This window comes from Albibacillus kandeliae, assembly GCF_003116585.1.
In the GTDB taxonomy this organism is placed as follows: Bacteria; Pseudomonadota; Alphaproteobacteria; order Rhodobacterales; family Rhodobacteraceae; genus Albibacillus; species Albibacillus kandeliae.
On the sequence record NZ_QEHM01000004.1, the window covers coordinates 461,892 to 484,205 of the forward strand.

A 22,314-nucleotide genomic window follows, 5' to 3' on the forward strand; every position below is an offset into this window, starting at 1 on the left:
GGTCTCGGCAGGCGATCAGCCTGCCGGTTTCCACTTGTCCGGATGGGACGCGGCAAAGGCCGGGTGCGCGGCGCAGGCAGCGGCGACGGCGGTGACGCGCGGCAGATCGTCGGTCTGCGCGCCCCAGCGTTCGGCGTTGTAGAGCTGCGGCATCAGGCAGATGTCGGCGAGACCCGGCGCGTCGCCGCAGCAGAAGGGCGACTGTTCGAAGGCACCGAGCATTTCCTCGAACGCCACCATGCCGGGACGGATGAAGCGCTGCATCCACTCCTGCCGGACCTCTTCGCGCCCGGTGATCTCGACCGCGTAGGCGGCCACCTGCAGGTTGCAGACCGGGTGGATGTCGACCGCGATTGCGTGGGCCAGCGCCTGTTGGCGGGCGCGCTCCACCGGATCCTTTGGGAGCAGGCCGAGGTTGCGGGTAGTGTCGAGGTACTCCAGCATCGCCAGCGACTGGGTGAAGCGGTGCCCGTCGATATCCAGAACCGGGACAAAACCCTGCGGGTTCCGGGCGAGGTGCTCGGGCGTCTTGTGCTGGCGGGTCGGCAGGTCGACCGCGACCGAGTCGTACTCGATCCCTGCGAGGTGCAGCGCGATGCGCAGGCGGTAGCTGGCGGAGGACCGCCAGAAGTCGAAGAGGGTCACGTCAGTCATTCACATAGTCCCGGGCTGCGGCCAGCAGTTGCTTCAAGGTTTCGAGGTCGCCGATCTGGTTGGCCATCAGGAGCACCAGTCGGGCGTTGAGCGCGTGGCTCTCGGCCTCGGGCAGTCCGCTGTGGGCATCCATCAGCGCGTTGTAGAAGTCGTCCTGCTTCGGGCTCAGCTTGTCGTCGGAGTAGTTCATGCCGCAATCTCCTGCCGCAGTTGCGCGCCGAGCGCGCGCGCCATCGCCGCCTGCACGTCATGCGCCGTGGGCGCGACGAAGGTGGCGCAGACGTGACCGTCGGGGCGGAACAGGTAGGCCCGCTCGGAGCCATAGCGCCGGGTTCCGTGGCCATCGACGGTGGTGAAGTGCGGAAAGTCCGCGGTTTCGAGCTGGTTGATCCCGATGCGGCGCAGGCCGTCGACAACGGGCATCTGCACCTCGCCGAAGCCGACCAGCGTGAACTGGCCCTGCACCTCGCTCAGCAGCCAGGTCTCGCCCCCTGCTGCACTTCGCAGCGGAGCGTCGAGCATGGCAAAGCCCGGCTCCAGCGGAGCGATGCCCGGGGTCTGGAGCGCCATGCCTTCGAGCGAACAGGGTTGCGACAGGCGGCCGGAGTTCAGCAGGCGGCGGGCAAAGCTGTACTTGTGCGCGAGCCGCAGGGTCTCGGCCCGGAACAGGGCTTCGACCGGGGTCTTGGGAGTCATGAAGTTGGTGGCGCGGCTGGAGTTCAGGATGTTCTCGGCCGAGCCGTGGCTGCGTTCCTCGTGGTAGGTCTCGATAAGGGCCTCGGGCGCATTGCCCTTCAGCACCGCCGCGAGCTTCCAGCCGAGGTTGTCGACGTCCTGGATGCCGCCATTGCCGCCGCGCGCGCCGAAGGGGCTGACCACGTGGGCGCTGTCGCCGACGAAGATCACCCGGTTGTGCACGAAGCGGTCGAGCTTGATGCAGCGGAACTTGTAGACGCTGACCCAGTCGAGCTTGAACGGCTTCTCGCCCACGATGGCCTTGATGCGGGGGATCACCTTCTCCTCCGCCGCCTCGGCCTTGCCGTCGGCGTCGACGTCGAGCTGGAGGTCGATGCGGTAGATGTTGTCGGGCTGCATGTGCAGCAGCGCGGACTTGCCGGGATGGAACGGCGGGTCGAACCAGAACCAGCGCTCGGGGACGTCGGAATCGCCGAAGGGGCTGTCCTGCATCTCGATATCGGCGATCAGGAACTGTTCCTGGAAGGTCTGGCCGGTGAAATCGAGCCCCATGCGGGTGCGGGTCGGCGACCCGGCCCCGTCGCAGGCGATGTAGTACTCGGCCTCGATGCTGTAGTCGCCATCGGGCGTCTCGACCGTGAGCACCACGAAATCGCCGTTGTCGCGGTGGCCGGTGACCTTGTTCTTGAACCGCAGGTCGATCAGGTCGGGAAACGCGCGGGCGCGGTCGACGAGGTATTCCTCGACGTAATACTGCTGGAGATTGATGAAGGCGGGGTACTTGTGACCGGCCTCGGGCAGCAGGTCGAAGCTGTAGACCTCTTCGGCGCCGTGGAAGTTGCGGCCGACCTTCCAGGTCACGCCCTTTTCCAGCATCCGCTCGCCCACGTCGAGGCGGTCGAAGATCTCGAGCGTCCGCTTGGACCAGCAGATCGCGCGCGACCCGACCGAGACCACGTTGTTGTCGTCCAGCACCACCGAGGGAATGCCCTGCTGCGCGAGGTCGATCGCCATGGCGAGCCCGATGGGCCCGGCGCCGACGATGGCCACCCGGTGGCGCGGTTCGGGCGCGGTCAGGCCCGGCGGCGCCACGTAGGCAAAGGGTTTGTAGTCATATCCCATCGAAATCTCCTCCCTCGACCGGTCAGGCCGTCAACAGCGCCAGACCGATCATCCAGACGAACAGCGCCATGGTGAGACCCGTCAGCCATTGGCGCAGCTTGCGGTCCCTCTCGCCGCGAAAGAACCGGCCCCAGTGATTCATCGTTTCCCCGGGGCCGGGAAAGGGTTTGCCGCTCTCCTCCTCGGCGCGCTTGCGCAGCAGGAACAGCATGCGGAACATCAGCGCGGCCCAGGCGGTGAAGATCACCGCCCCGATGGCCAGCATGACGATCCGCTCTGCGCTCATCCCTGCAGCTGCTCCCACATCTCGAGGTCGCGCTGCGCGGTCCAGATGCGCGGCGTGTCGATCCCGCGCGCCTCGTCGTAGGCACGGGCGACGTTGAAGGGCAGGCAGTGCTCGTAGATCGCGTAGTCGGCGAACTTGGGGTCGCACTCGGCGCGCACGGCATCCCAGGCATCCTTGAGCGTGCCGCCCTTGGCCGCGACCTTGGCCGCGGGCGCATAGGTGGACGAGACGAAATCGCGGGTGTTCTCGATGGCGGCGTTCACCATCTCGGAGCCGACGAGGGCATCGCCCCGGCCCGGCGCGATGGCGGCGACGTCATAGGACTTGATGTTGTCGAGCGTGCGGGACCAGTCCTTGAGGTGGCCGTCGCCGCAGTAGCAGGCCGAGTGGTATTCGACGATGTCGCCGGTGAACATGACGTTCTCGTCGGGGACGTGGATCACGATATCGCCCGCGGTGTGGGCGCGGCCCAGCTGCATCAGGTCCACGCGGCGCTTGCCGAGGAAGACCGACATGCGGCCGTTGAAGGTGGTGGTCGGCCAGGTCAGGCCAGGGATGCTCTCGTGCCCCTCAAAGAGACGCGGGAAGCGCTGGAACTCGCTGTCCCAGTCCTCCTGCCCGCGCTCGACCACCTGGCCGCGCGTGGTTTCGGACATGATGACCTGCTGGGCGCCGAAGGCCGAGGCCCCGAGCACGCGGACGGCGTGGTAGTGGGTCAGCACCACGTGGCTGATCGGCTTGTCGGTGACGGTGCGGACGCATTCGATCACCTTGTTGGCGAGACGCGGGGTGGCCTGCGCCTCGACGATCATCACCGAGTCGTCCCCGATGATCACGCCCGAGTTGGGATCGCCTTCGGCGGTGAAGGCGTAGAGCCCCTCGCCCACCTCGGTGAAGGAGATTTTCTTTTCCGTCATGTCGCCTTGCGACGCGAATGCCTTGGCCATGTGGTGCCTTTCTTTCCTCTGTCGCGCCGGAGGCGGGTGCGGGAGCCTCCGGCGGGGATACTTATCAACCCAAAGAAGGGGTCAACGTTTGTACGGGTCGTCCAGCGCCGGCAGGATCTTGCCCGCGCAGGGGCCGAAGCCGATGGTGTAGCCGTCGCCGCGCGCGCTGCCGTGGAGGGTCAGCGTGTCGCCGTCCTCGAGGAAGTTGCGGGTCTCGCCGGTGTCGAGCTGGACCGGCTCCTTGCCGCCCCAGGACAGTTCGATCAGCGAGCCGCGCTGCGTCTTCTCGGGGCCGGAGATGGTGCCCGAGCCGAGCAGGTCGCCGACGTTCATCGGGCTGCCGGCGGTGGTGTGATGCGCCAGCTGCTGGGCGGAGGAGTAGTACATCTCCTTGTAGTTGGTCCGCGCGATGGTGGTCGCGGGCTTGCCGTCGGGGGCGAGGGTGACCTCGAGGTCGATGTCGTAGAGCATCGGCCCCACGTCCTTGAGGTGGTCGAGCAGTTCGAACTCGCGCGCGGGCGCATCGACGCGGAAGGGGTCGAGCGCGGGTTTGGTCACGATCCAGGGGCTGATCGTGGTCGCGGTCGCCTTGGCCTGGAACGGGCCCAGCGGCTGGTATTCCCAGGCCTGGATGTCGCGCGCCGACCAGTCGTTCAGCAGGACGTAGCCGAAGATGTTGTTGTCGGCTTCCTGCACGGTGATCGGGCCGTCGCTGTCGACGCCGACGATGGCGCCCATTTCCAGTTCGAGATCGAAGCGGGCGCAGGGGGCGAAGCGCGGCTTGTCGTCGTTCGGGCCCTTGAGCTGGCCCCAGGGGCGGCGCACGGGGGTGTCGGAGACCACCACCGAGGAGGCGCGGCCGTTGTAGCCGATCGGGATGTGCAGCCAGTTGGGCGGCAGCGCGTTCTCTGCGCCGCGGAACATGGTGCCGATGTTGGTGGCGTGATGGCGCCCGGCGTAGAAGTCGGTGTACTCGGAGACCATGAAGGGCATGTGCAGGGTGGCCTGCGCCATCGGAACGAGCAGCGGCTCGACCGTCTCGCGCGCCTCCGAGCCTTCCTCCAGCAGCGCGGTCAGGCGCTCGCGCAGCGCGGCCCAGACCGCCGGGCCCTGCGCCATCAGGTCGTTCCAGTAGGGCACGTCGAAGAGCGGGTCGTCCGCGAGCGCGATCAGCCCGCTTTCCTCGGCGGCGGCCATGTCGAGGATCATGTCGCCGATGGCGACTCCGCATCGCGCTTCGGTGCCGTCGGTGGAGAACACGCCATAGGGCAGGTTGTTCAGCGGAAACGGGGTCTCGGCGCTATTGGCCGTGGCGACCCAGCTTGTCTTGAGGGGCATTTTTCGTCCTTTTTTGAGCCTTGCGGGCATGGTGCGCGCCGGAGCGCGCACCCTTCGGGTGACGAGTCGGGGGCCTTGCGGCCCCCTCTTCGTTACTTGATCCCCGGGGTGCCGTCGAACTTCTTCTCGATGTCCGACCAGCAGTCGATGTAGTCGTCCTGCAGCGGCGCTTCCTTCCCGGCGAACTCGGTGAGGTGCTGGGGGAAGCGGGTCTCGAACATGAACGACATGGTGTTGTCGAGCTTCTCGGCCTTGAGATCGGCGTTCGACGCGCCTTCGAAGGCGTTCTTGTCGGGTCCGTGCGGCAGCATCATGTTGTGCAGGCTCATGCCGCCGGGCACGAAGCCCTTGGGCTTGGCGTCGTACTGGCCGTAGATGTTGCCCATCAATTCGGACATGACGTTCTTGTGGTACCACGGCGGGCGGAAGGTGTTCTCGGCCACCATCCAGCGCTCGCGGAACAGAACGAAATCGATGTTGGCGGTGCCTTCGACGCCGGAGGGCGCGGTGAGCACGGTGAAGATCGACGGATCGGGGTGATCGAAGAGGATCGCGCCGACCGGGCAGTAGGTGCGCAGGTCGTACTTTACCGGGGCGTAGTTGCCGTGCCAGGCCACCACGTCGAGCGGGCTGTGGCCGATCCTGGTCTCGTGGAACTGGCCGCACCACTTGATGGTGACGGTCGAGGGCGTCTCGCGGTCCTCGTAGGCGGCGACCGGCGTCTTGAAGTCGCGGCGGTTGGCCATGCAGTTGGCGCCGATCGGGCCACGGCCCGGCAGGTCGAACTTCTGGCCGTAGTTCTCGCAGACGAAGCCGCGGCAGGGGCCTTCCAGCACCTCGACCCGGTAGAGCAGGCCGCGCGGCAGGATGGCGATTTCCTTGGGCTCGAGGTCGATGATCCCGAGTTCGGTGCAGAACCGCAGGCGGCCCTCCTGCGGCACCACCAGCAGCTCGCTGTCGGCGGAGTAGAAGTAGCTGTCGACCATCGACTCGGTGACGAGATAGATGTGGCTGGCCATGCCGACCTGGGTATTCACGTCACCGGCGGTGGTCATGGTGCGCATGCCGGTGAGCCAGGTCAGCGGCTGGTCGGAATGCGGCACCGGATCCCAGCGGTACTGGCCGAGGCTGGTCACGTCGTCGACGACGTGGGGCGCGGATTTCCAGTAGGGCAGCTCGATCCGCTCGTAGCGGTGCGAGTGTTTCACCGAGGGCCGGATGCGATAGCACCAGGTGCGTTCGTTCTGGTGGCTCGGCGCGGTGAAGGCGGTGCCGGAGAGCTGTTCGCCATAGAGGCCGTAGTTGCATTTCTGTGGCGAGTTCATGCCCTGCGGCAGCGCGCCGGGCAGGGCCTCGGTCTCGAAGTCGTTGCCGAAGCCGGGCATGTAGCCCTCGGTCGTACCGGTCGGGCTCGCGGCCTGTACCATCTTATGGGGATTGGTCGGACGATTCATCGTGGCTCCTCCATTTGCTGGTTGCGGATGTAATAGTTGATTTTGTAACTAACAACAGGAAAGGTGTTCACATGACCGGGAAAGATGACTTCGATCTGCAGTATTTCCTGCCTTACCTGCTGAACCAGGCGGCGGAGGAGGCCAGCATTGCCTTTCAGAAGGTCTACAAGAGCCGCTACGGGATGCTGCGCACCGAGTGGCGGGTGCTGTTTCACCTCGGGCGCTATGGCGCCATGACCGCGACCGACATCGGCGAGCGGGCGCGCATCCACAAGACCAAGGTCAGCCGCGCGGTGCAGCGGCTGGAAGACCGGCGCTTTCTGACCCGCGAGCGGATCGCGGTCGACCGCCGGTCGGAACGGCTGGAGCTGACCGCGACAGGCCAGACGGCCTATCGCGAGCTGAGCCAGGTGGCGCAGGATTACGACCGCGCCCTGATGTCCGAGTTCAGCGCCGAGGAATCGGAGATGCTGAAACGGTTGCTGGTGCGGCTCGCCAAGTAGGCCGCCCCTGCCTCATGCGGTGCCGCTGGGGCGCGCCTTGATCCCGTCGAACCAGGCCTGCGTCGCGGTGTGTCCTTCGGGGATGCGCTGCTTGATCACCCGGGCGAAGTCGACAAAGACGTAGGTGGTGATGTCGGCCAGCGTGAAGGTATCGGTCGCCACGTAGGGGCTCTGCTGCAGCCGGTCCTCCAGCATGTCGAAGAAGGCCCGGGCGCGGGTGCGTCCGCGTTCGGCGAGCTCGGGGATCTGGGCGTGGTTCACCACGCCGGTCACCGCGCGGTCCTTCATGTGAGGGTTGCCGTTGCGCAGGGCCTCGGCGATCGGCAGGCCGCCCTGATGTTCGGCGATGGCGGTCCAGGTCGCGATCAGGCCCTTTTCGACCGGGGTCACGCCCATCAGCGGGGGGTTGGGAAACCTGGCTTCGAGATAGGCGGCGATGCCGAGGTTCTCGGTCAGCACCTCGCCCTCGTCCGTCACCAGCACCGGGATCGTCGCGCGCGGGTTGACCGCGAGGAACTCGGGGCGCAGTTGCTCGGCCTTGGCGATCGAGACGTCGCGGGTCTCGATGGTCAGCCCCTTCTCGGCGATGAACATCCGGGCGCGCCGCGGGTTGGGCGCGGTGGAACAGTCGTAAAACAGCATGTCGGGTCTCCTCCTTGCCGCGCAGCTTCCCGGTGAACGCGGGGCGTGACAAGGGGAGACCGCGCCGACGCTGCGTCAGCCGGCGCTGTCCTTCAGCTGCGCGGCGACCGCCCTGGCGATGACCTGTTCCTCGTCGGTGGGGATCACCAGCACCTCGGCCCGGCCGGTGCCGATGCGCGGCCCTGCGGCGGCGTTCGCCTGCGCGTCGAGGTCGAGGCCGAGGAAGCCCAGCCCCTCGATGATGCGGCGGCGGATCTCGGTCGAATGTTCGCCGACGCCGCCAGTGAAGACCACGCCGTCGATCCCGCCCATCTCGCCCGCCAGCGCGGCGATCTCGCGGCGGATGCGGTGGACGTAGTAGTCCAGCGCCTCGGCCGCGCGGGGATCGTCGGCGGCGAGAAGGGTGCGCATGTCGTGGCTGATGCCGGACATGCCCTTGAGCCCGCTCTCCTTGTAGAGAAGGTGGGTCAGGTCATCGTATCCCATGCCCCGGTTCATCAGGTAGAGCAGCACGCCCGGGTCGATCTGGCCGGGCCGGGTGCCCATCGCGATCCCGTCGAGTGCGGAGAAGCCCATGGTGGTGGAGAAGCTCCGGCCATCCTTCAAAGCGCAGAGGGAGGCGCCGTTGCCGAGGTGGGCGATCACCGTCTTGCCGGCGGCCAGCGCGGGGTAATCGCGGCGGAGGACGCCCGAAACATAGTCGTAGGACAGGCCGTGGAAGCCATAGCGGCGGATGCCCTCGTCGTAATACTGGCGCGGCAGCCCGTAGGTGTCGCAGACGAAGGGATGCCCCTGGTGGAAGGCGGTGTCGAAACAGCCGACCTGGATCGCGCGGGGGAAGGCCGCCTGCGCGGCGGCGACGGCGGCGAGGTTGTGCGGCTGGTGCAGCGGGACCAGCGGGATGATCTCGCGCAGCTTGGCGATGATCTCGGGCGTCAGCACCACCGGCGCGCGCAGGTCGGCGCCACCGTGCACGATGCGGTGCCCGACCCCGAGGACGGCGCGCCCTTCGAGGATGGGGCCGAGCGAGGTCAGGATGGCGATGACGGCGCCGTTGTGGTCGGCCTGCCCGATCTCGCTGGTTGCTCCGCCGCTGATCTCGAGACGGGCGTGGGCGCCGATGTTCTCGACCTGGCCCGTACGCAGCAGGCGGGGTTCGCCATCGGCCGACTCGTAGAGCCCGAACTTGAGCGAGGAGGACCCGGCGTTCAGCGTCAGGATCGCGCTCATGCCGCGCCACTCCGGGCCGCGTTCAGCGCCGCCACCGCGCAGGAGGCCAGCCGCGACTGTTCGTCATCGGCGCGCGAGGTGAGGATGATCGGGCATTTCGCCCCCATCACGATCCCGGCTGACCGGGCGTGGGCGAGGTAACTCAGTTCCTTGGCCAGCATGTTGCCCGCCTCCATGTTCGGTACCACGAGGATCTCGGCATGACCCGCGACGAGAGAGCGGATGCCCTTGGTCTGCGCGGCGCCGAGGTTCACCGCGTTGTCCATTGCCAGCGGGCCGTCCACCAGCCCGCCCAGAATCTGACCGCGCTCGGCCATCTTGGAGAGGATCGCGGCGTCGAGGGTCGAGGGGATCGCCGGGTTCACCGTTTCCACCGCCGACAGCACGCCGACCTTGGGTTCGGGGATGCCGAGCGAATGGGCAAGGTAGATCGCGTTCTGGATGATGTCGGCCTTGGTCTGGAGATCGGGGGCGATGTTGATCGCCGCATCGGAGACGAACAGCAGGTGATCGAGCCCCGGCACGTCCATCACGAAGACATGGCTCAGGCGGCGACCGATGCGCAGGCCGGTCTCGCGCCGGACCACCGCGCCAAGGAAGACGTCGGTGTGCAGGTGCCCCTTCATCAGGGCCGCGGCCTCGCCCTCGTGCACCAGCTTGACTGCATGTTCGGCGGCGGCCGCGTGGCTGGCGATGTCGATGATGCGATAGCCGGAGATATCGAGGCCCGCCGTCTTGGCCGCGCCCTCGATCTTCGCAGCATCGCCGATCAGGATCGGGTCGATGAGCGTGTGCTGCGCCGCGAGGATGGCGCCGCCGAGCGAGTCCTCCTCCTCTGGCGCGACGACGGCGGTGGGCATCGGCGGCAGCGGTTCGGCCTGTTCCAGCAGCCGTTCGAAATGCTTGTGGCTCTGCAGCATCAGGCCCGGGATCTCGGAGCTGTCAAAGCTCAGCGGGCGCTCGGGCGCGACGACGACGGCCTCTCCCTCGACGATGGGGCGGCCGTCGGACGTGGTGACCGAGGTGGCAAAGGTGACCAGCCGGTCGTCCCCTTTTGCGGTCAGCCGGACCCGGACGGTCAGCGTGTCGCCCGCGTGCGCCTGCCCCCGGAACTGGAGCGTCTGGCTGCGATAGAGCGTCCCCGGCCCGGGCAGGTCGCACCCCAGAACGGCGGAGATCAGCGAGGCGATCCACATGCCCGGCGCAATGGCCTCCTCGACGCCATCACCATCGCCATCCTCGCGGGGGAGGTGCATCGGGTTCACGTTGCCGGAGGAGTTGGCGAAGACGTAGAGATCGTCGGCGACCAGCGTCCGGGTCTGCTCGGCCTCCATGCCGACCGCCAGCTGGGCGAAGGGGATGTTGTGAATAGGTCTGTTCATCCTGCCAATCCCTTGGGTCGCGTTTGCTGTCCGCACCCGCGCAATGCCCCAAGGTGTCGGCAGTTTTGTCCGCAAAGTCCAGTATTGTCGGGGATTTGCCCCCATGACTCGCCGTCGCAGGGTGACAAGCGTTCATGACGATTGCGCAACGCCCCACGGTCGGGCGCCCGGAATGCAAACAGGGCGGCCCCGGTCTTTCCCGTGCCGCCCTGCCGTCTTGTCCGAAACGTGCCGCGCCTAGAGATCGGGCACCGCGATGTCGATCACCTCGCCATCGGTCGCCAGCTCGCCGCCGGTCACCGCGCGCAGATCGTCGACCGAGAGCCCGGCGACCTTCTCGCGCAGGACGAAGCGGCCGCCCTCGACGTCGATCACCGCCAGCGACGAGTAGACGCGTGTGACGCAGCCCACCCCGGTCAGCGGCATGGTGCAGCGGTCGACCAGCTTGGGTTCGCCGTTCTTGGTCACGTGATCGGTCAGCACGCAGACCCGCTTGGCCCCGTTGACGAGGTCCATCGCGCCGCCCACGGCAGGCACGCCCTTGCCGGTGGACCAGTTGGCGAGGTCACCGTTCTGGGCAACCTGGAAGGCGCCGAGGATCGCCACGTCGAGGTGGCCGCCGCGGATCATCGAGAAGCTGTCGGCATGGTGGAAGAAGGCCGCGCCCGGGTTCAGGGTGATCGCCTTCTTGCCGGCGTTGATCAGGTCCCAGTCCTCTTCGCCTTCCTTCGGCGCCTTGCCGAAGCCCAGCACGCCGTTCTCGGTGTGGAACACCGCCTGACGGTTCTCGGGCTGGAACTTGGCGACCATCTCGGGGAAGCCGATTCCGAGGTTCACATAGGCGCCATCCTCGATGTCCTGCGCCGCGCGCCATGCGATCTGGGCGTTGCTCAGCTTGTGCTTTTCCAGTGTCTCGCTCATGGGTAGACCGCCCCCTCGCGGTTCAGCACTTCTTCCTGTTTCGCATCGCTTACCTCGACCACCGCGTCGACGAAGATGCCGGGGGTGATGACCTGCTCGGGCTCGATCCCGCCCAGCGGGACCAGCGTGCCGACCTGCGCCACCGTGTGCGCCCCGGCCATGGCCATGATCGGGTTGAAGTTGCGTGCGGCCATTCGGTAGGTCAGGTTGCCCATCTGGTCACCCAGCTCGGCCTTGATCAGCGCGAAGTCGGCCTTGAGCCAGCGCTCCTGAACGTAGTGCTTGCCGTCGAACTCGGCGGTCGGCTTGCCCTCGGCGAGCTCGGTGCCATAGGCGGTCGGCGTGTAGAAGGCGGGGATGCCGGCGCCACCGGCGCGGATGCGCTCGGCCAGCGTGCCCTGCGGGACCAGTTCCAGCTCGATCTCGCCCGCGAGGTACTTTTCGTTGAAGACGCGCGGATCGCTGGAGCGCGGGAAGGAACAGATCATCTTGGCAACGAGGCCCTGTTCGATCATGGCGGCGATGCCGACATGCCCGTTGCCCGCGTTGTTGTTGATCACCGTGAGGTTCTTCGGCCCCTTGTCGATCAGCGCGTGAATCAGCTCGATCGGCGCGCCGGAGCCACCGAACCCCCCGATCATGACCGTTGCACCGTCCCCGATCGGGCTGACGGCCTCGGCCAGGGACCCAAGTCTCTTGTCCATCTGTCTTCCTCTTCGACGCGGCCAGGGGCCGCTGCACAGGTTCCCTTAGCTTATCGTCGGGGCAAGGTGAATGCACAGTCGCTGTGCCTGACGACCGTCGCGGCCGGCCGCTCCCGGAATATGCAAGGCTTTCAGGACGTTCGCCGATCAAGGGGGGCGCGGGGTGCGCGCCCGGACCTGAAATCCGACAAAAACGGCAGGGTATTCTTACCTGACAATTCCAGTCAACTACTTGATTTTTAACGATTTTCTCTTGCACCCGCCGGAACCCGGGGCTATATGATTCTCAAGACAGCAAGCCAGCGACAAAGCCAGCAAGCGATCCAGACCCAAGCTAGGCAGACCTATCCACCTAGCCAGGCAATTCCACCGAAACCGGCGCCCATGCGTCGGTTTTTTGTTATCCCGGACAAACGAAAACGCGCCGCACAGGGCGGCGCGCTGGTGCAGGCAAATCGGCCTGAGCGTCAGAGGGTGACCCAGCCCTCGGGCGGCTTGCCCTTGCCGGGGTGGACCTCGCCGCAGCTCGGGCAGGTCCGGGCCTCCATGTCGGCGTGGAATGCCTCGTAGATCTTGGGCAGCTGCGAGACGATGCCCTCGGGGCCGTCCAGCGACACCTCGGCGCGGTGCACGAGGCTCTTGCAGTTGAAGCAGTACCACTCGAACCCCTCGCTCATGCCGGGCTGGCGGGGCGCCTCGACCACGATGCCGATGGAGCCTTCCTGCGGGCGCTGGGGCGCGTGGCGGGTGTGGGCGGGCAGCATGAAGACTTCGCCCTCGCGCACGGGCACGTCGTAGATTTCGCCGCCATCGGCGATCTTGAGGACCATGTCGCCCTTCTGCTGGAAGAACCATTCCTCGACCGGGTCGTCATGGAAATCCATCCGCGTGTTCGGGCCGCCCACGACCATGACGATCATATCGCCTTCCTTGTGGAGAAGCTGGTTGCCCACCGGCGGCTTCAGCTTGTCCGCATGGTCCTCGACCCATTTCTTGAAATTGAACGCCTGGAGTTTCGGGTGCGGGGTCATTTCTGGCCTCTCTGTTGCGGTTTCGCTTGTTGCTGCGATCTGGCGCGAGCCTAGCAAGGCTTGGGCCCCTCATGGAAGAATATCGGCGCATGTGGCTATCCAAAATGCGAATAGCCGACGCGCTCAGGTCAGGACGATGGCCGTTCCGGCGAGGGCCAGCACCGCCCCCAGCCAGACCCTCAAAGCCGGACGGCTGCGACCGCGCGGGGCAAGCGCCACCAGCCCGGCGGTAAAGAAGACGTCGAGCGCGGCAAGCACGGCGACAAGGGTCACCTCGGCATCGCGCAGGGCGAAAAACTGAAGCGTCTGGCCGGCGGTCAGCGCAGCGGCCCCGGCGAACTGCCAGGGGCCGAGATCGCGGAACAGTCGGGAGAGCGCATCGGCCCGGTCGCGGCGAAGCGCGGCGGCGGCGGTGAACCAGAGCAGCCCGGTGATCGCCCCGACGAAGGTGCCGAGCATCGGATCGGGCAGGTCCATCAGGCCGAGCCGCCGGAACCCAAGCGCGAGCGCGTAACCCGCCGCCGAACCGATGGCGAGGCCGTGACCGCCCAGTGCGCCCGCCGCGCCCCCCTTGCGGGAGACGCCCAGCAGGACCGCCATCAAGATCAGCGCGCCGCCCGCGAGGACCTGAACCTCGGGCACCTCGCTGAGCATCAGGAAGGCGACCGGGACCGCCAAAACCGGCACCAGACGGCGGTAGAGGCTGGTGGAGACCGCGCCGATCAGGGCCGTGGCGCGGTAGTTGAGCAGCCGCCCGACCACCATCGAGAAGACACCCGCGAGCACGAAGAGCAGCATCGCCCAGTGGCCGCCGGGGGAGAGCACGTCCGGCAGCCCCGCCGACCCGAAGGACAGCCACAACACCAGCGTCACGGCGCAGGTCATCAGCACCGAGAGGTACATGCCATTGTCGCCGCGCGCGGTGCGGGCCCCTTCGGCGACGCAGTAGCCGCCGATGCCGTAGCTCGCCGCCGAGAGGATCGCGAAGAGTTCTCCGGTCAATCCCGGCCCGTCACAGTTTTAGGCCGCAGGAGTCGAAGGCGGCTTTGGTCCGCTCCTTCTCTTCCTCGGTCAGTTGCAGCAGCGGAGACCGCACCGGACCTCCAACCTGGCCCAGCAGTTCCTGCCAGTACTTGCTGTGCGCCTGCGGCTTGCCGCCGGGCCGCGTGCTCTTGATCGCCTGCCGCACCGGGTCGAGGCTGTCGCGGACCTTGCGCGCCTCGTCGAACTTTCCGGCGAAGGCGAGGTCGGTGTATTCCTTCATGCGCTTGTCGTTCTTCGTCTGCAGCAGATACGGCGGGGCCGAGCAGAGGTAGAGCTTCCAATCCAGTTCTTCGATGTTGTCGAGCCATTCCTCCTCGGAGGCGGTCGAGACCTGGATCTTGTCGCCGACCATCTGGGTCAGGCGCACATACATCTCGCGCGGGACCGAGTACTTGATCGCCACGATGTTCGGCAGCTCGGCCACGCGGGCGCAGAGCTCGGGGCTCATCAGGTAGCCGCTGTCCGGGTGGCTCCACATGGCGATGCCGATGTCGACCTTGTCGCAGAGCTGCTTGTAGTAGTTGAAGACCGTGTCGTCCTGATCGTGGACGAAGTGGAGGATGGGCGCGTGCACCACGACGTAGTCGGCGCCGCAGTCCTGCGCGTGTTTGGCCAGTTCGACCACGGTGTCGAAGTTCTGGTCGGAGGCGGACATGATCGTCGCGGCCTTGCCGTTGCATTCCTCGACCGCGATCTCGAAGTTGGTCTTGCGCTCGTCCAGCGACATGGAAAAGAACTCGCCCTGCTTACCGGCGATGAACAGACCGTTGATGTCGAGGTCGTCGACCCAGTGGCGGATGTTCTGGCGCAGGCCCGCCTCGTCGAAGGCGCCATCGGGCTTGAACGGGTTCAGGGCGGCGGCCCAGATGCCCTTCATGTTCTCGCGGGCATAGTCCTTGGCGTCGAGCTTGGAATATTTCATGGCGTGGTCTCGTCTTGCGCGGCGCGGATCGCGCGCCACAGGGTTTCAGGAGTCAATGGCATGTCGAGGTCGCTCACGCCAAGGGGGCGCAGCGCGTCGATGGCCGCGTTGAGTATGGCGGCCGGGGCCCCGATGGTTCCGGCCTCGCCCACGCCCTTGGCGCCCAGCGCGTTCAGGGGGCTTGGCGTTTCGGTCTTGAACAGGTCGAGCGGTGGAATGTCGGTGGCGCGGGGCATGGCGTAGTCCATGAACGATCCGGTCAGCAGCTGGCCGTCCTCGTCGTAGACCACGCGCTCCATCATCGCCTCGCCCACGGCCTGGGCAAAGCCGCCGGTGATTTGGCCCGCGACCGAGACGGGATTGATCACCCGCCCGGTGTCATCGACGCAGACCGCGCGCTCGAGCGTCGGGCTGCCGGTGTCGCGGTCGACGGACATGACGGCGAGGAAGGCACCATAGCCCCAGGCCATGCCCTCGTTCTCGTAGCGCAGTTCGGCGGTGATGGGCAGCGCCTCGCCCGCGCGTTGGCGGGCCATGACCTCTTCGCAGGCCCTGAGGACCGCGCTGCCTCCGATGGGCGTGCTGCGGCTGGCCAGCGCGCCGATGCCTTCGGGGCAGGTCGCGGTATCGCCGCAGGTAACCGCGATCTCGTCCGGGTGCAGCCCGAGCGCGTCGGCGGCGATCTGGGCAAAGGCGGTCTCGCGCCCGTGTCCCTGCGAGGAACTGCCGCTCTCGACGGTCGCGGTGCCGTCCGTGCCAAGCGTGACCCGCGCGCTTTCCCAGCCGCTGCCCGAGGGTTCGACGTAGAAGCCGATGCCGACGCCGACCAGTTCACCCTCGCCGCGGCGGCGGTCGCGGTCGGCGATCAGGGCGGGCCGGTCGACGGCCCGTTCCAGTTGATCGAGCGCGGCGGCGTAGTCGCCGGAATCGAGCAGGTTGCCGGTGCCGGTTTCGTGCGGCAGATCGGAGGGCCGCAGCAGGTTGCGCCTGCGCAGGTCCAGCGGGTCCACCGAGAGCTCGGCGGCCGCCTTGTCGATCAGGCGCTCCATCAGGCAATTCGCCTCGGGGCGCCCTGCCCCGCGGTAGATGCCGGTCAGCCCGGTGTTGTGCAGTTCTGCCCGCGCGGTGACGTCCAGCGCCTCTACCCGATAGCCCGAGGGCAGGACGCGGGCGGCATTCCACGAAGTGACGAGGCCGCTCTCTGGGAGCCAGTGGCCGACCGGGCCGACCGCTTCGGCCCGCAGGGCGAGGAAGGTGCCAGCGGCGTCGAGGGCGAGTTCGCCGGAACTGGTGACGCCCCTGCCGTGGGTTGCGGCGAGGAAATCCTCGGACCGGGTCGAGGACCACTTCACGTCGCGCCGGTGGTGCAGTGCGGCCCAGACGGCGAAGACCTCCTCGGGGTAGAGCGAAGCCTTCATCCCGAAGGCGCCGCCGACATGCGGGGCGATCACCCGGATGCGCGCCCGCTCGACCCCGAGGATGTCGGACAGGGCGTTGCGGGTCCGGTGAGGAGTCTGGCTGGACTGCCAGACCGTCACGCCGTCGGTGGCCGCGTCATAGGCAACCGCGATGGCCCGGGGCTCCATCGGGGCGGGCGCGAGCCGGGGGTGTTGCAGGCGGACCGAGACCACGCGATCGGCCTTGGCGAAGGCGGCGGCCACGTCGCCCGACTGCCAGCTTTGCCGCGCGACCTCGCGCGGGGCGTCGATGGCGAGATCCTCGATCTCGGGAAAGACGGCTTCGGCGGCGTCCTGCGCCTCGGCCAGGGTTTCGGCCAGCACTGCCGCGACGGGCTGACCGACCGAGAAGACCTCGCCCCCTGCGAGGACCGGAAAGTCGGGCAGGTCGTGGAGCGGGATCACCGGGTTCACCGCAAGCTGCCCGATCTCGCCCAGATCGTCGCGCAGGTGGATGGCCAGGACGCCCGGCATCTCGGCGGCATCGTCGCGGTCGACCGAGACCAGCCTGCCGCGCGCGACCGGTGAGCGCACGAAAGCGAGGTGCAGCGGCGCATCGAGCGGCAGATCACCGGTGAAGGTGCCCGCGCCACGGATCAGTACCGGGTCTTCCCGGCGCCTTAGCCCTTGGCCGACATATGGCGCGCCATCGCCTCGCATCGCTGTTCGCATCTCCTGACTTCGCCGGGATACCATCAAAGGTCAGGCTTGAAGCCAAATAGAAAGAAAGCAACCAGCTATAACCACGACGGATAGGCAAGCCGCTTGAACCAACGAATGATTAAGAGCAGTGTCGCATCGTTCCAGCCGGAGGTTCGATCTTGGCCACCAGCCACACCCGCATTGTCGAACGGGTCCTGACCCGCTTGAAGCTCAAGCAGCTGAGGCTGCTTGTCGCCGTGGGCCAGCACCATTCGATCCAGAACGCCGCGCGCGAACTCAACGTCTCGCAACCGGCCGCCACCAAGATGATCAAGGACCTTGAACTGGACTTCGAGGTGCAGCTGTTCGAACGCACCAACCGGGGCGTGGTGCCGACCCCGCATGGCGAGGCGCTGATCCGGCACGGCAAGCTGATCTTCGCCCAGATCTCGAATGCGGCGCAGGAACTCGATGACCTGAACGAGGGCAACAAGGGGCGCGTGGTTGTCGGCACCCTGCTGGCGGCCTCGTCACACCTGCTTCCGATGGCCATTGAAAAGCTGATCGCCGACCGGCCCAACGTCGCCGTGAAGGTGGTGGAGGGCACCAACGAGATCCTCATGCCCGCCCTGCGCTCGGGCGAGATCGACCTTGTTGTGGGGCGCCTGTCGACGCACCGGCACCGGCAGGAGATCGAGCAGATCGCGCTGTTCGACGAAAGGATCGTCGCGGTGGCCGGGGCGGATCACCCCCTGCTGGGCAAGAGCGTCGACAGCTTCGACGCCTTCAAGCCGTTCGGCTGGATCCTGCCCCCGCTGGAAACCACGCTGCGGCGGCAGATCGACCACTTCTTCGTCAACAACGGCCAGTACATCCCGCCGGTCACCATCGAGTCGGTATCCTACCTGACCAACCGCACCCTGATGCAGCGGCGCGACCTGATCGGGTTGCTGCCCTCGCACGTGGTGGCGCAGGACATTGCCAGCGGACTGCTCGGGCGGCTCGACTGGGACGTGCCGTTCGGCACCGGCCCGGTCGGCATTTCGCGGCGGATCAAGGAACGTCCCTCGCCCGCCTGCGCCGAATTCATCGAGGCCCTGAAAGAGGTTGCGGCCCGGATCTGAGCGATCAGTCCCGGACCAGCGCCAACAGGGCCTGCGAGAGCACGCTGGTTTCCTCGCACCAGTCGAGGATCACGTCGAAGTGGTTGCGCCCGCCGACCACCTGAAGGTCGGTCGGCGCACCGGTCGCGCCCCAGGCCGAGGCAAAGCTGCCTGACTGGCGGGTAAAGCCCGCGGCCTCGTGTTCGGCCATGGCGACGGTCATCTTGCAGCCGTTCTCGGGCACGTGCCGCAGCGGGCTCAGCGCCTCGACCTCGGTGTCGCCGAGGGAGAGCCATTCCTGCGCAAAGCTGCGCTGGATCGGCGCGAGGTCGAACAGCCCGCTGACCGGCATCGCCCCGGCGAGGATCGAGGACGGCAGACCGGCTTCCCGGTGCCACCCGTCCGCCGCGAGGGCTGCCGCGAGGTGACCGCCAGCCGAGCTGCCGGTGACGTAGATGCGCTTGCGGTCGATGTTCATCTTGCCCGCGTTGCGCCAGATGTAGGTCAGCACGGCCCGCATCTGCCGCACGATCTCGGACAGCGAGGCGTCGGGCGCCAGCGTGTAGTCCGGCACGATGGAGGAGATGCCGTGGCGTGTCATCAGGTCGGCGGGGAACAGCATGTGCTGACGCGACAGCGCGCGCCAGTAGCCGCCGTGGATGAAGACCACCACCGGCGTCTTGTATCCGCGTGGACCGAGGAAATCGAACTTCTCGCCGGACTTGGTGTCATAGACCACGCCCTCCTGCTTCATGTGACGCAGGCCGAGATTGCGCGAAGCGTTGAGGTAGTCGTCCATGATCCGGTCGAACTCGGCCGGGGTCACCGTCGCGCGCGCGTTGTAGTCCTGATCGATCTGGTCCTTGTCGAGATGGCTATCGAACCCTTCAGACACCGACATATCCGTGTATCTTCTCCCTGTCGCGCTCAAGATCGGAGTTGCCGCCAGACCATACTACCACGCCTTTCTCAAGCACATAGTGACGGTCGGCCAGCCGCTTGAGCGCGGCGAGGTTCTTGTCGATCAGCAGGATCGACTGCCCCTCGGCCTTGAGCTTGCCGATGATATCCCAGATCTCGGCACGGATCACGGGGGCCAGCCCCTCGGTCGCCTCGTCGAGGATCATCAGCCGGGGGTTTGTCATCAGGGCCCTGCCGATGGCCAGCATCTGCTGTTCGCCGCCCGAGAGCGTTCCGGCCTTCTGACCGGCGCGTTCCTTCATCCGCGGGAACAGGTCGTAGACCCGTTCGAGCGTCCAGGGGTTGCTGCGCTTGAGGCGGTTGCCCGCTGTCGCGACAAGGTTCTCGCGCACGCTGAGCGTCGAGAAGATCTGCCGCCCCTCCGGCACCAGCCCGGCGCCCAGACGCGCCACCCGTTCGGGCGAGGCGCCCGCGATCTGGGTGCCGTCGAAGGTCACCTGACCGCCCTTGGCGCCCAGCAGGCCCATGATGGTGCGAACGGTCGTGGTCTTGCCCATGCCGTTGCGGCCCATCAACGTGACGAGTTCGCCTTCCTTCACTTCGAAGGACACATCGAACAGCACCTGGCTGGCGCCGTAGCCGGACTTGAGTTGATCGACAACCAGCATCAGACGTCCTCCTCGGCGCCAAGGTAGGCTTCGCGCACCTCGGCGCTCTCCCTGATTTCCTCGGCCGTTCCGGTCATGATGACGCGACCGTAGACCAGCACGGAAATGCGGTCGGCAAGGGCATAGACGGCGTCCATGTCGTGCTCGACCAGCAGCATCGAGAACTTGCCGCGCAGGGCGCCGAGTTGTTCGATCATCCGCTGGCTCTCGAACTGGCCGAGGCCCGCCATCGGTTCGTCCAGCAGCAGCAGGCGCGGATTGCCCGCCAGCGCCATGATCAGTTCGAGCTGTTTCTTCTCGCCGTGCGACAGGTCAGAGACCAGCGTGTCGCCGCGACCGTGCAGACCGCTTTCCGCGATCATCGCGTCAGCCTCGGTCCAGACGTCGCGCCGGGCCATGCGGCGGTCGAACAGCCGCATGTTGTGGCCAACGTGCGCCTGCACTGCCAGCCCCACGTTCTCGCGCACGGTCGATTCCTGCAGCAGGCTCGCGATCTGGAAGGTGCGCCCCAGACCCATGCCGATGCGGTCGGTCTCGGGGCGCTGGGTCACGTCTGTTCCGGCCAGCCGGATGGTGCCCTCGTCGGACACCAGTTCGCCGCATAGCTGGTTGATGAGGGTGGACTTGCCCGCCCCGTTCGGCCCGATGAGCGCGTGGATCTCGCCTTCGCGCACGTCGAGAGTGACATGGTCGGTCGCGGTCAGCCCGCCGAAGCGTTTGACCAGTCCTTCGATCTGGAGGATCGCGCTCATGTTCGGCCTCCTGTCAGCCGCGAGATCAGCCCGCCGATGCCGCCCTTGGTGCCGAGGACGACGACCAGCAGGATGGCCCCGAGGATCAGCGGCCAGTGTTCGGTCCAGCCAGCGAGGTAGAATTCCAGCAGCATGAATGCCGCCGCGCCGATAATCGGGCCGAAGAAGGTGCCGACCCCGCCAAGGATGATCATGATGATCAGGTCGCCGGACTTGATCCAGTGCATCATGTCCGGGCTTGCAAAGCGCAGCAGGTTCGCCTCGAGCGCGCCCGCGAGGCCGACGCCCATGCCCGAGAGGACAAAGGCGACCAGCTTGTAGCGGTAGGCCGGGATGCCCATGGCCGACATCCGCCGCTCGTTCTGGCGCAGGCCCGCGAGGATGCCGCCGAAGGACGAGTGGACGATGCGCCAGAGCACGAGGAAGAACAGCACGGCGATGACAAGGGTGACGAAGTAGAGGGTCATCCGGTTTCGCATGTTCAGACCGAAGAGCGCGTTGGTGCGGCTGATGATCAGGCCGTCATCGCCGCCATAGGCGGTCAGCGAGACGAAGAAGAAGAACAGCATCTGCGCGAAGGCCAGCGTGATCATGATGAACTGGACACCGCCGGTGCGCAGCGACAGCGCGCCGATCACGAGGGCGACCAGCCCCGAGACGATCATGGCGACCGGCAGGGTGATCAGCATCTGGTTGGTGCCCGGGATGAAGCCCAGCAGCGGGTCGCCCCCGGCGTGGTAGGCAAGGATGCCGACCACGTAGGCGCCGACCCCGAAGAAGGCGGCATGCCCGAAGGACACCATGCCGCCATAGCCGAGGATCAGGTTGAGGCTCGCCGCGGCGATGGCATAAGCCAGCATCCGCGCGCCGAGGATCATCAGAGAAGATTGCCCGACGGCATCGGCGATGAACGGCAGGGCGATGAACAGCGCCAGCAGGATGGCGGCGGAAAGAAGATGTTTCATCTCAACCCTCCGCCGGGAACAGGCCCTTGGGCCGGAACAGAAGAACGATTGCCATCAGCAGGTAGATTCCCATCGCCGAGACGCCGACACCGACGGCCTGTGCGTCCGAAGGCTCCATGAAGTGCAGCAGCAGGGTGGGGAGGAAGGCGCGGAGCATGGTGTCGACGATGCCGAGGCCCAGCCCGGCGACGAGTGCGCCCTTGACGGAGCCAAGCCCGCCGATCACTACCACGACGAAGGTCGCGAGGAGGATCTGCTCGCCCATGCCGACCTGAACCGAGAGGATCGGGCCGGTCATGTAGCCCGCGAGACCGGCCAGCAAGGCGCCGAGGCCGAAAACGAGAGTGTAGAGCAGGCGGATGTCGACACCCAGCGCGCGCACCATGTCGCGGTTGGTGGCGCCAGCGCGCACCAGCATCCCCACACGGGTCCGGTTGATCAGCAGGTAGAGCCCGATGGCGACCACCAGACCTGTCGCGATGATCAGCAGCCGGTACATCGGGTAGAACAGACCCGGCAGGATCTCGAGCGACCCGGAGAACAGCTCGGGCATCGGGGTAAAGACCGGCTGACGGCCGAAGATCAGCACCACGAGCTGGTTGAAGATGAGGATCAGGGCAAAGGTGGCAAGGACCTGGTCGAGGTGATCGCGGGCATAGAGGCGGCGGACCACCAGCGCCTCGACGACGACACCGGTGACCATCGCGGCGACCAGCGCGGCCGGCAGGCCCAGCCAGAAGGAGCCGGTCTCGGTTGCGACCCAGGTGCCGACGAAGGCGCCGACCATGTAGAGCGCGCCGTGGGCGAGGTTGATCACCCCCATGATCCCGAAGATCAGGGTCAGACCGGCTGCCATCAGAAACAGCATGACGCCGTATTGCAGCCCGTTCAGCAGTTGTTCGATGACAAGTATCATGAGCTTCCCGTCAC

Annotated in this window: 23 protein-coding genes; 2 read left to right on the top strand and 21 right to left on the bottom strand. The window is 66.8% G+C overall.

All coding sequences use genetic code 11. The features are described from left to right. Window positions 1-15: 15 nt before the first annotated feature. From maiA to hmgA, 7 genes are all read right to left on the bottom strand, one after another. Window positions 16-654 (bottom strand): maleylacetoacetate isomerase, encoded by a 639-nt coding sequence (gene maiA, locus DDT93_RS12945; RefSeq protein ID WP_109466260.1) that lies wholly within the window; start codon window positions 652-654, stop codon window positions 16-18. Further along, complete coding sequence (locus tag DDT93_RS12950; RefSeq protein ID WP_109466261.1) at window positions 647-844, bottom strand: DUF2783 domain-containing protein; 198 nt, start codon at window positions 842-844, stop codon at window positions 647-649. The genes maiA and DDT93_RS12950 overlap by 8 nt, the downstream gene beginning before the upstream one ends. Beyond that, window positions 841-2,472: an FAD-dependent oxidoreductase gene (locus DDT93_RS12955; RefSeq protein WP_109466262.1), complete on the bottom strand. Its 1,632-nt coding sequence runs from the start codon at window positions 2,470-2,472 to the stop codon at window positions 841-843. The genes DDT93_RS12950 and DDT93_RS12955 overlap by 4 nt, the downstream gene beginning before the upstream one ends. 22 nt (window positions 2,473-2,494) lie before the next feature. After that, the gene (locus tag DDT93_RS12960) at window positions 2,495-2,758 is read right to left on the bottom strand and encodes a hypothetical protein (RefSeq protein ID WP_157960163.1); all 264 of its coding nucleotides are present in this window, start codon (window positions 2,756-2,758) and stop codon (window positions 2,495-2,497) included. Beyond that, the gene (locus tag DDT93_RS12965) at window positions 2,755-3,705 is read right to left on the bottom strand and encodes an MBL fold metallo-hydrolase (protein WP_109466264.1); all 951 of its coding nucleotides are present in this window, start codon (window positions 3,703-3,705) and stop codon (window positions 2,755-2,757) included. Before DDT93_RS12965 ends, DDT93_RS12960 begins: the two co-directional genes overlap by 4 nt. 81 nt (window positions 3,706-3,786) lie before the next feature. Further along, on the bottom strand, window positions 3,787-5,043 hold the full coding sequence (fahA, locus tag DDT93_RS12970) for a fumarylacetoacetase (protein ID WP_109466265.1): 1,257 nt from the start codon (window positions 5,041-5,043) through the stop codon (window positions 3,787-3,789). A 92-nt stretch (window positions 5,044-5,135) separates the two neighbouring features. Continuing rightward, window positions 5,136-6,497 (bottom strand): homogentisate 1,2-dioxygenase, encoded by a 1,362-nt coding sequence (gene hmgA, locus DDT93_RS12975; protein WP_109466266.1) that lies wholly within the window; start codon window positions 6,495-6,497, stop codon window positions 5,136-5,138. A gap of 71 nt (window positions 6,498-6,568) precedes the next feature. Here hmgA and DDT93_RS12980 point away from each other — a divergent pair, with 71 nt between their 5' ends. Further along, a complete protein-coding gene (locus tag DDT93_RS12980; protein WP_109466267.1) occupies window positions 6,569-7,000 on the top strand; it encodes a MarR family winged helix-turn-helix transcriptional regulator in 432 nt (143 codons plus the stop codon). 12 nt (window positions 7,001-7,012) lie between these two features. On the opposite strand, the gene DDT93_RS12985 is transcribed toward DDT93_RS12980, so the two are convergent. The 9 genes from DDT93_RS12985 to DDT93_RS13025 all read right to left on the bottom strand — a co-directional run bounded on the left by DDT93_RS12985 (window position 7,013) and on the right by DDT93_RS13025 (window position 16,993). Next, a complete protein-coding gene (locus DDT93_RS12985; RefSeq protein ID WP_109466268.1) occupies window positions 7,013-7,642 on the bottom strand; it encodes a glutathione S-transferase family protein in 630 nt (209 codons plus the stop codon). A 75-nt stretch (window positions 7,643-7,717) separates the two neighbouring features. Beyond that, window positions 7,718-8,872 (bottom strand): acetate/propionate family kinase, encoded by a 1,155-nt coding sequence (locus DDT93_RS12990; protein WP_109466269.1) that lies wholly within the window; start codon window positions 8,870-8,872, stop codon window positions 7,718-7,720. Next, the gene (locus tag DDT93_RS12995) at window positions 8,869-10,254 is read right to left on the bottom strand and encodes a bifunctional enoyl-CoA hydratase/phosphate acetyltransferase (protein ID WP_109466270.1); all 1,386 of its coding nucleotides are present in this window, start codon (window positions 10,252-10,254) and stop codon (window positions 8,869-8,871) included. Before DDT93_RS12995 ends, DDT93_RS12990 begins: the two co-directional genes overlap by 4 nt. 237 nt (window positions 10,255-10,491) lie before the next feature. Continuing rightward, on the bottom strand, window positions 10,492-11,175 hold the full coding sequence (locus DDT93_RS13000) for a 3-oxoacid CoA-transferase subunit B (protein ID WP_109466271.1): 684 nt from the start codon (window positions 11,173-11,175) through the stop codon (window positions 10,492-10,494). Then, a complete protein-coding gene (locus DDT93_RS13005; RefSeq protein WP_109466272.1) occupies window positions 11,172-11,879 on the bottom strand; it encodes a 3-oxoacid CoA-transferase subunit A in 708 nt (235 codons plus the stop codon). Before DDT93_RS13005 ends, DDT93_RS13000 begins: the two co-directional genes overlap by 4 nt. A 467-nt stretch (window positions 11,880-12,346) precedes the next feature. Then, a complete protein-coding gene (locus DDT93_RS13010; protein WP_109466273.1) occupies window positions 12,347-12,910 on the bottom strand; it encodes a 3-hydroxyanthranilate 3,4-dioxygenase in 564 nt (187 codons plus the stop codon). A 123-nt stretch (window positions 12,911-13,033) separates the two neighbouring features. Further along, window positions 13,034-13,912: an EamA family transporter gene (locus DDT93_RS13015; RefSeq protein ID WP_109466274.1), complete on the bottom strand. Its 879-nt coding sequence runs from the start codon at window positions 13,910-13,912 to the stop codon at window positions 13,034-13,036. 10 nt (window positions 13,913-13,922) lie between these two features. After that, on the bottom strand, window positions 13,923-14,876 hold the full coding sequence (locus DDT93_RS13020; protein ID WP_109466275.1) for a dihydrodipicolinate synthase family protein: 954 nt from the start codon (window positions 14,874-14,876) through the stop codon (window positions 13,923-13,925). Then, window positions 14,873-16,993 (bottom strand): xanthine dehydrogenase family protein molybdopterin-binding subunit, encoded by a 2,121-nt coding sequence (locus DDT93_RS13025; protein WP_109466276.1) that lies wholly within the window; start codon window positions 16,991-16,993, stop codon window positions 14,873-14,875. The genes DDT93_RS13020 and DDT93_RS13025 overlap by 4 nt, the downstream gene beginning before the upstream one ends. A 161-nt stretch (window positions 16,994-17,154) precedes the next feature. Here DDT93_RS13025 and DDT93_RS13030 point away from each other — a divergent pair, with 161 nt between their 5' ends. Further along, on the top strand, window positions 17,155-18,099 hold the full coding sequence (locus DDT93_RS13030; RefSeq protein ID WP_109466277.1) for a LysR substrate-binding domain-containing protein: 945 nt from the start codon (window positions 17,155-17,157) through the stop codon (window positions 18,097-18,099). Between the two features lie 4 nt (window positions 18,100-18,103). Here DDT93_RS13030 and DDT93_RS13035 read toward each other — a convergent pair whose 3' ends face one another. From DDT93_RS13035 to DDT93_RS13055, 5 genes are read right to left on the bottom strand one after another with little or no spacing between them, the layout of a single operon-like run. Further along, window positions 18,104-18,979: an alpha/beta hydrolase gene (locus tag DDT93_RS13035; RefSeq protein WP_109466278.1), complete on the bottom strand. Its 876-nt coding sequence runs from the start codon at window positions 18,977-18,979 to the stop codon at window positions 18,104-18,106. Continuing rightward, complete coding sequence (locus tag DDT93_RS13040) at window positions 18,966-19,667, bottom strand: ABC transporter ATP-binding protein (RefSeq protein WP_109466279.1); 702 nt, start codon at window positions 19,665-19,667, stop codon at window positions 18,966-18,968. Before DDT93_RS13040 ends, DDT93_RS13035 begins: the two co-directional genes overlap by 14 nt. Beyond that, window positions 19,667-20,419 (bottom strand): ABC transporter ATP-binding protein, encoded by a 753-nt coding sequence (locus DDT93_RS13045; RefSeq protein WP_109466280.1) that lies wholly within the window; start codon window positions 20,417-20,419, stop codon window positions 19,667-19,669. Before DDT93_RS13045 ends, DDT93_RS13040 begins: the two co-directional genes overlap by 1 nt. After that, entirely contained in the window at window positions 20,416-21,384 is a 969-nt protein-coding gene (locus DDT93_RS13050) for a branched-chain amino acid ABC transporter permease (RefSeq protein ID WP_109466281.1), read from the bottom strand. Before DDT93_RS13050 ends, DDT93_RS13045 begins: the two co-directional genes overlap by 4 nt. A 1-nt stretch (window position 21,385) precedes the next feature. Beyond that, on the bottom strand, window positions 21,386-22,300 hold the full coding sequence (locus DDT93_RS13055; RefSeq protein WP_109466282.1) for a branched-chain amino acid ABC transporter permease: 915 nt from the start codon (window positions 22,298-22,300) through the stop codon (window positions 21,386-21,388). Window positions 22,301-22,314: the final 14 nt, after the last annotated feature.

Excerpts from the sequence above, each read along its gene's own strand:
- maiA (WP_109466260.1), bottom strand. The coding sequence starts at position 654 with ATGACTGACGTGACCCTCTTCGACTTCTGGCGGTCCTCCGCCAGCTAC.
- DDT93_RS12950 (WP_109466261.1), bottom strand. The coding sequence starts at position 844 with ATGAACTACTCCGACGACAAGCTGAGCCCGAAGCAGGACGACTTCTAC.
- DDT93_RS12955 (WP_109466262.1), bottom strand. The coding sequence starts at position 2,472 with ATGGGATATGACTACAAACCCTTTGCCTACGTGGCGCCGCCGGGCCTG.
- DDT93_RS12960 (WP_157960163.1), bottom strand. The coding sequence starts at position 2,758 with ATGAGCGCAGAGCGGATCGTCATGCTGGCCATCGGGGCGGTGATCTTC.
- DDT93_RS12965 (WP_109466264.1), bottom strand. The coding sequence starts at position 3,705 with ATGGCCAAGGCATTCGCGTCGCAAGGCGACATGACGGAAAAGAAAATC.
- fahA (WP_109466265.1), bottom strand. The coding sequence starts at position 5,043 with ATGCCCCTCAAGACAAGCTGGGTCGCCACGGCCAATAGCGCCGAGACC.
- hmgA (WP_109466266.1), bottom strand. The coding sequence starts at position 6,497 with ATGAATCGTCCGACCAATCCCCATAAGATGGTACAGGCCGCGAGCCCG.
- DDT93_RS12980 (WP_109466267.1), top strand. The coding sequence starts at position 6,569 with ATGACCGGGAAAGATGACTTCGATCTGCAGTATTTCCTGCCTTACCTG.
- DDT93_RS12985 (WP_109466268.1), bottom strand. The coding sequence starts at position 7,642 with ATGCTGTTTTACGACTGTTCCACCGCGCCCAACCCGCGGCGCGCCCGG.
- DDT93_RS12990 (WP_109466269.1), bottom strand. The coding sequence starts at position 8,872 with ATGAGCGCGATCCTGACGCTGAACGCCGGGTCCTCCTCGCTCAAGTTC.
- DDT93_RS12995 (WP_109466270.1), bottom strand. The coding sequence starts at position 10,254 with ATGAACAGACCTATTCACAACATCCCCTTCGCCCAGCTGGCGGTCGGC.
- DDT93_RS13000 (WP_109466271.1), bottom strand. The coding sequence starts at position 11,175 with ATGAGCGAGACACTGGAAAAGCACAAGCTGAGCAACGCCCAGATCGCA.
- DDT93_RS13005 (WP_109466272.1), bottom strand. The coding sequence starts at position 11,879 with ATGGACAAGAGACTTGGGTCCCTGGCCGAGGCCGTCAGCCCGATCGGG.
- DDT93_RS13010 (WP_109466273.1), bottom strand. The coding sequence starts at position 12,910 with ATGACCCCGCACCCGAAACTCCAGGCGTTCAATTTCAAGAAATGGGTC.
- DDT93_RS13020 (WP_109466275.1), bottom strand. The coding sequence starts at position 14,876 with ATGAAATATTCCAAGCTCGACGCCAAGGACTATGCCCGCGAGAACATG.
- DDT93_RS13025 (WP_109466276.1), bottom strand. The coding sequence starts at position 16,993 with ATGCGAGGCGATGGCGCGCCATATGTCGGCCAAGGGCTAAGGCGCCGG.
- DDT93_RS13035 (WP_109466278.1), bottom strand. The coding sequence starts at position 18,979 with ATGTCGGTGTCTGAAGGGTTCGATAGCCATCTCGACAAGGACCAGATC.
- DDT93_RS13040 (WP_109466279.1), bottom strand. The coding sequence starts at position 19,667 with ATGCTGGTTGTCGATCAACTCAAGTCCGGCTACGGCGCCAGCCAGGTG.
- DDT93_RS13045 (WP_109466280.1), bottom strand. The coding sequence starts at position 20,419 with ATGAGCGCGATCCTCCAGATCGAAGGACTGGTCAAACGCTTCGGCGGG.
- DDT93_RS13050 (WP_109466281.1), bottom strand. The coding sequence starts at position 21,384 with ATGAAACATCTTCTTTCCGCCGCCATCCTGCTGGCGCTGTTCATCGCC.
- DDT93_RS13055 (WP_109466282.1), bottom strand. The coding sequence starts at position 22,300 with ATGATACTTGTCATCGAACAACTGCTGAACGGGCTGCAATACGGCGTC.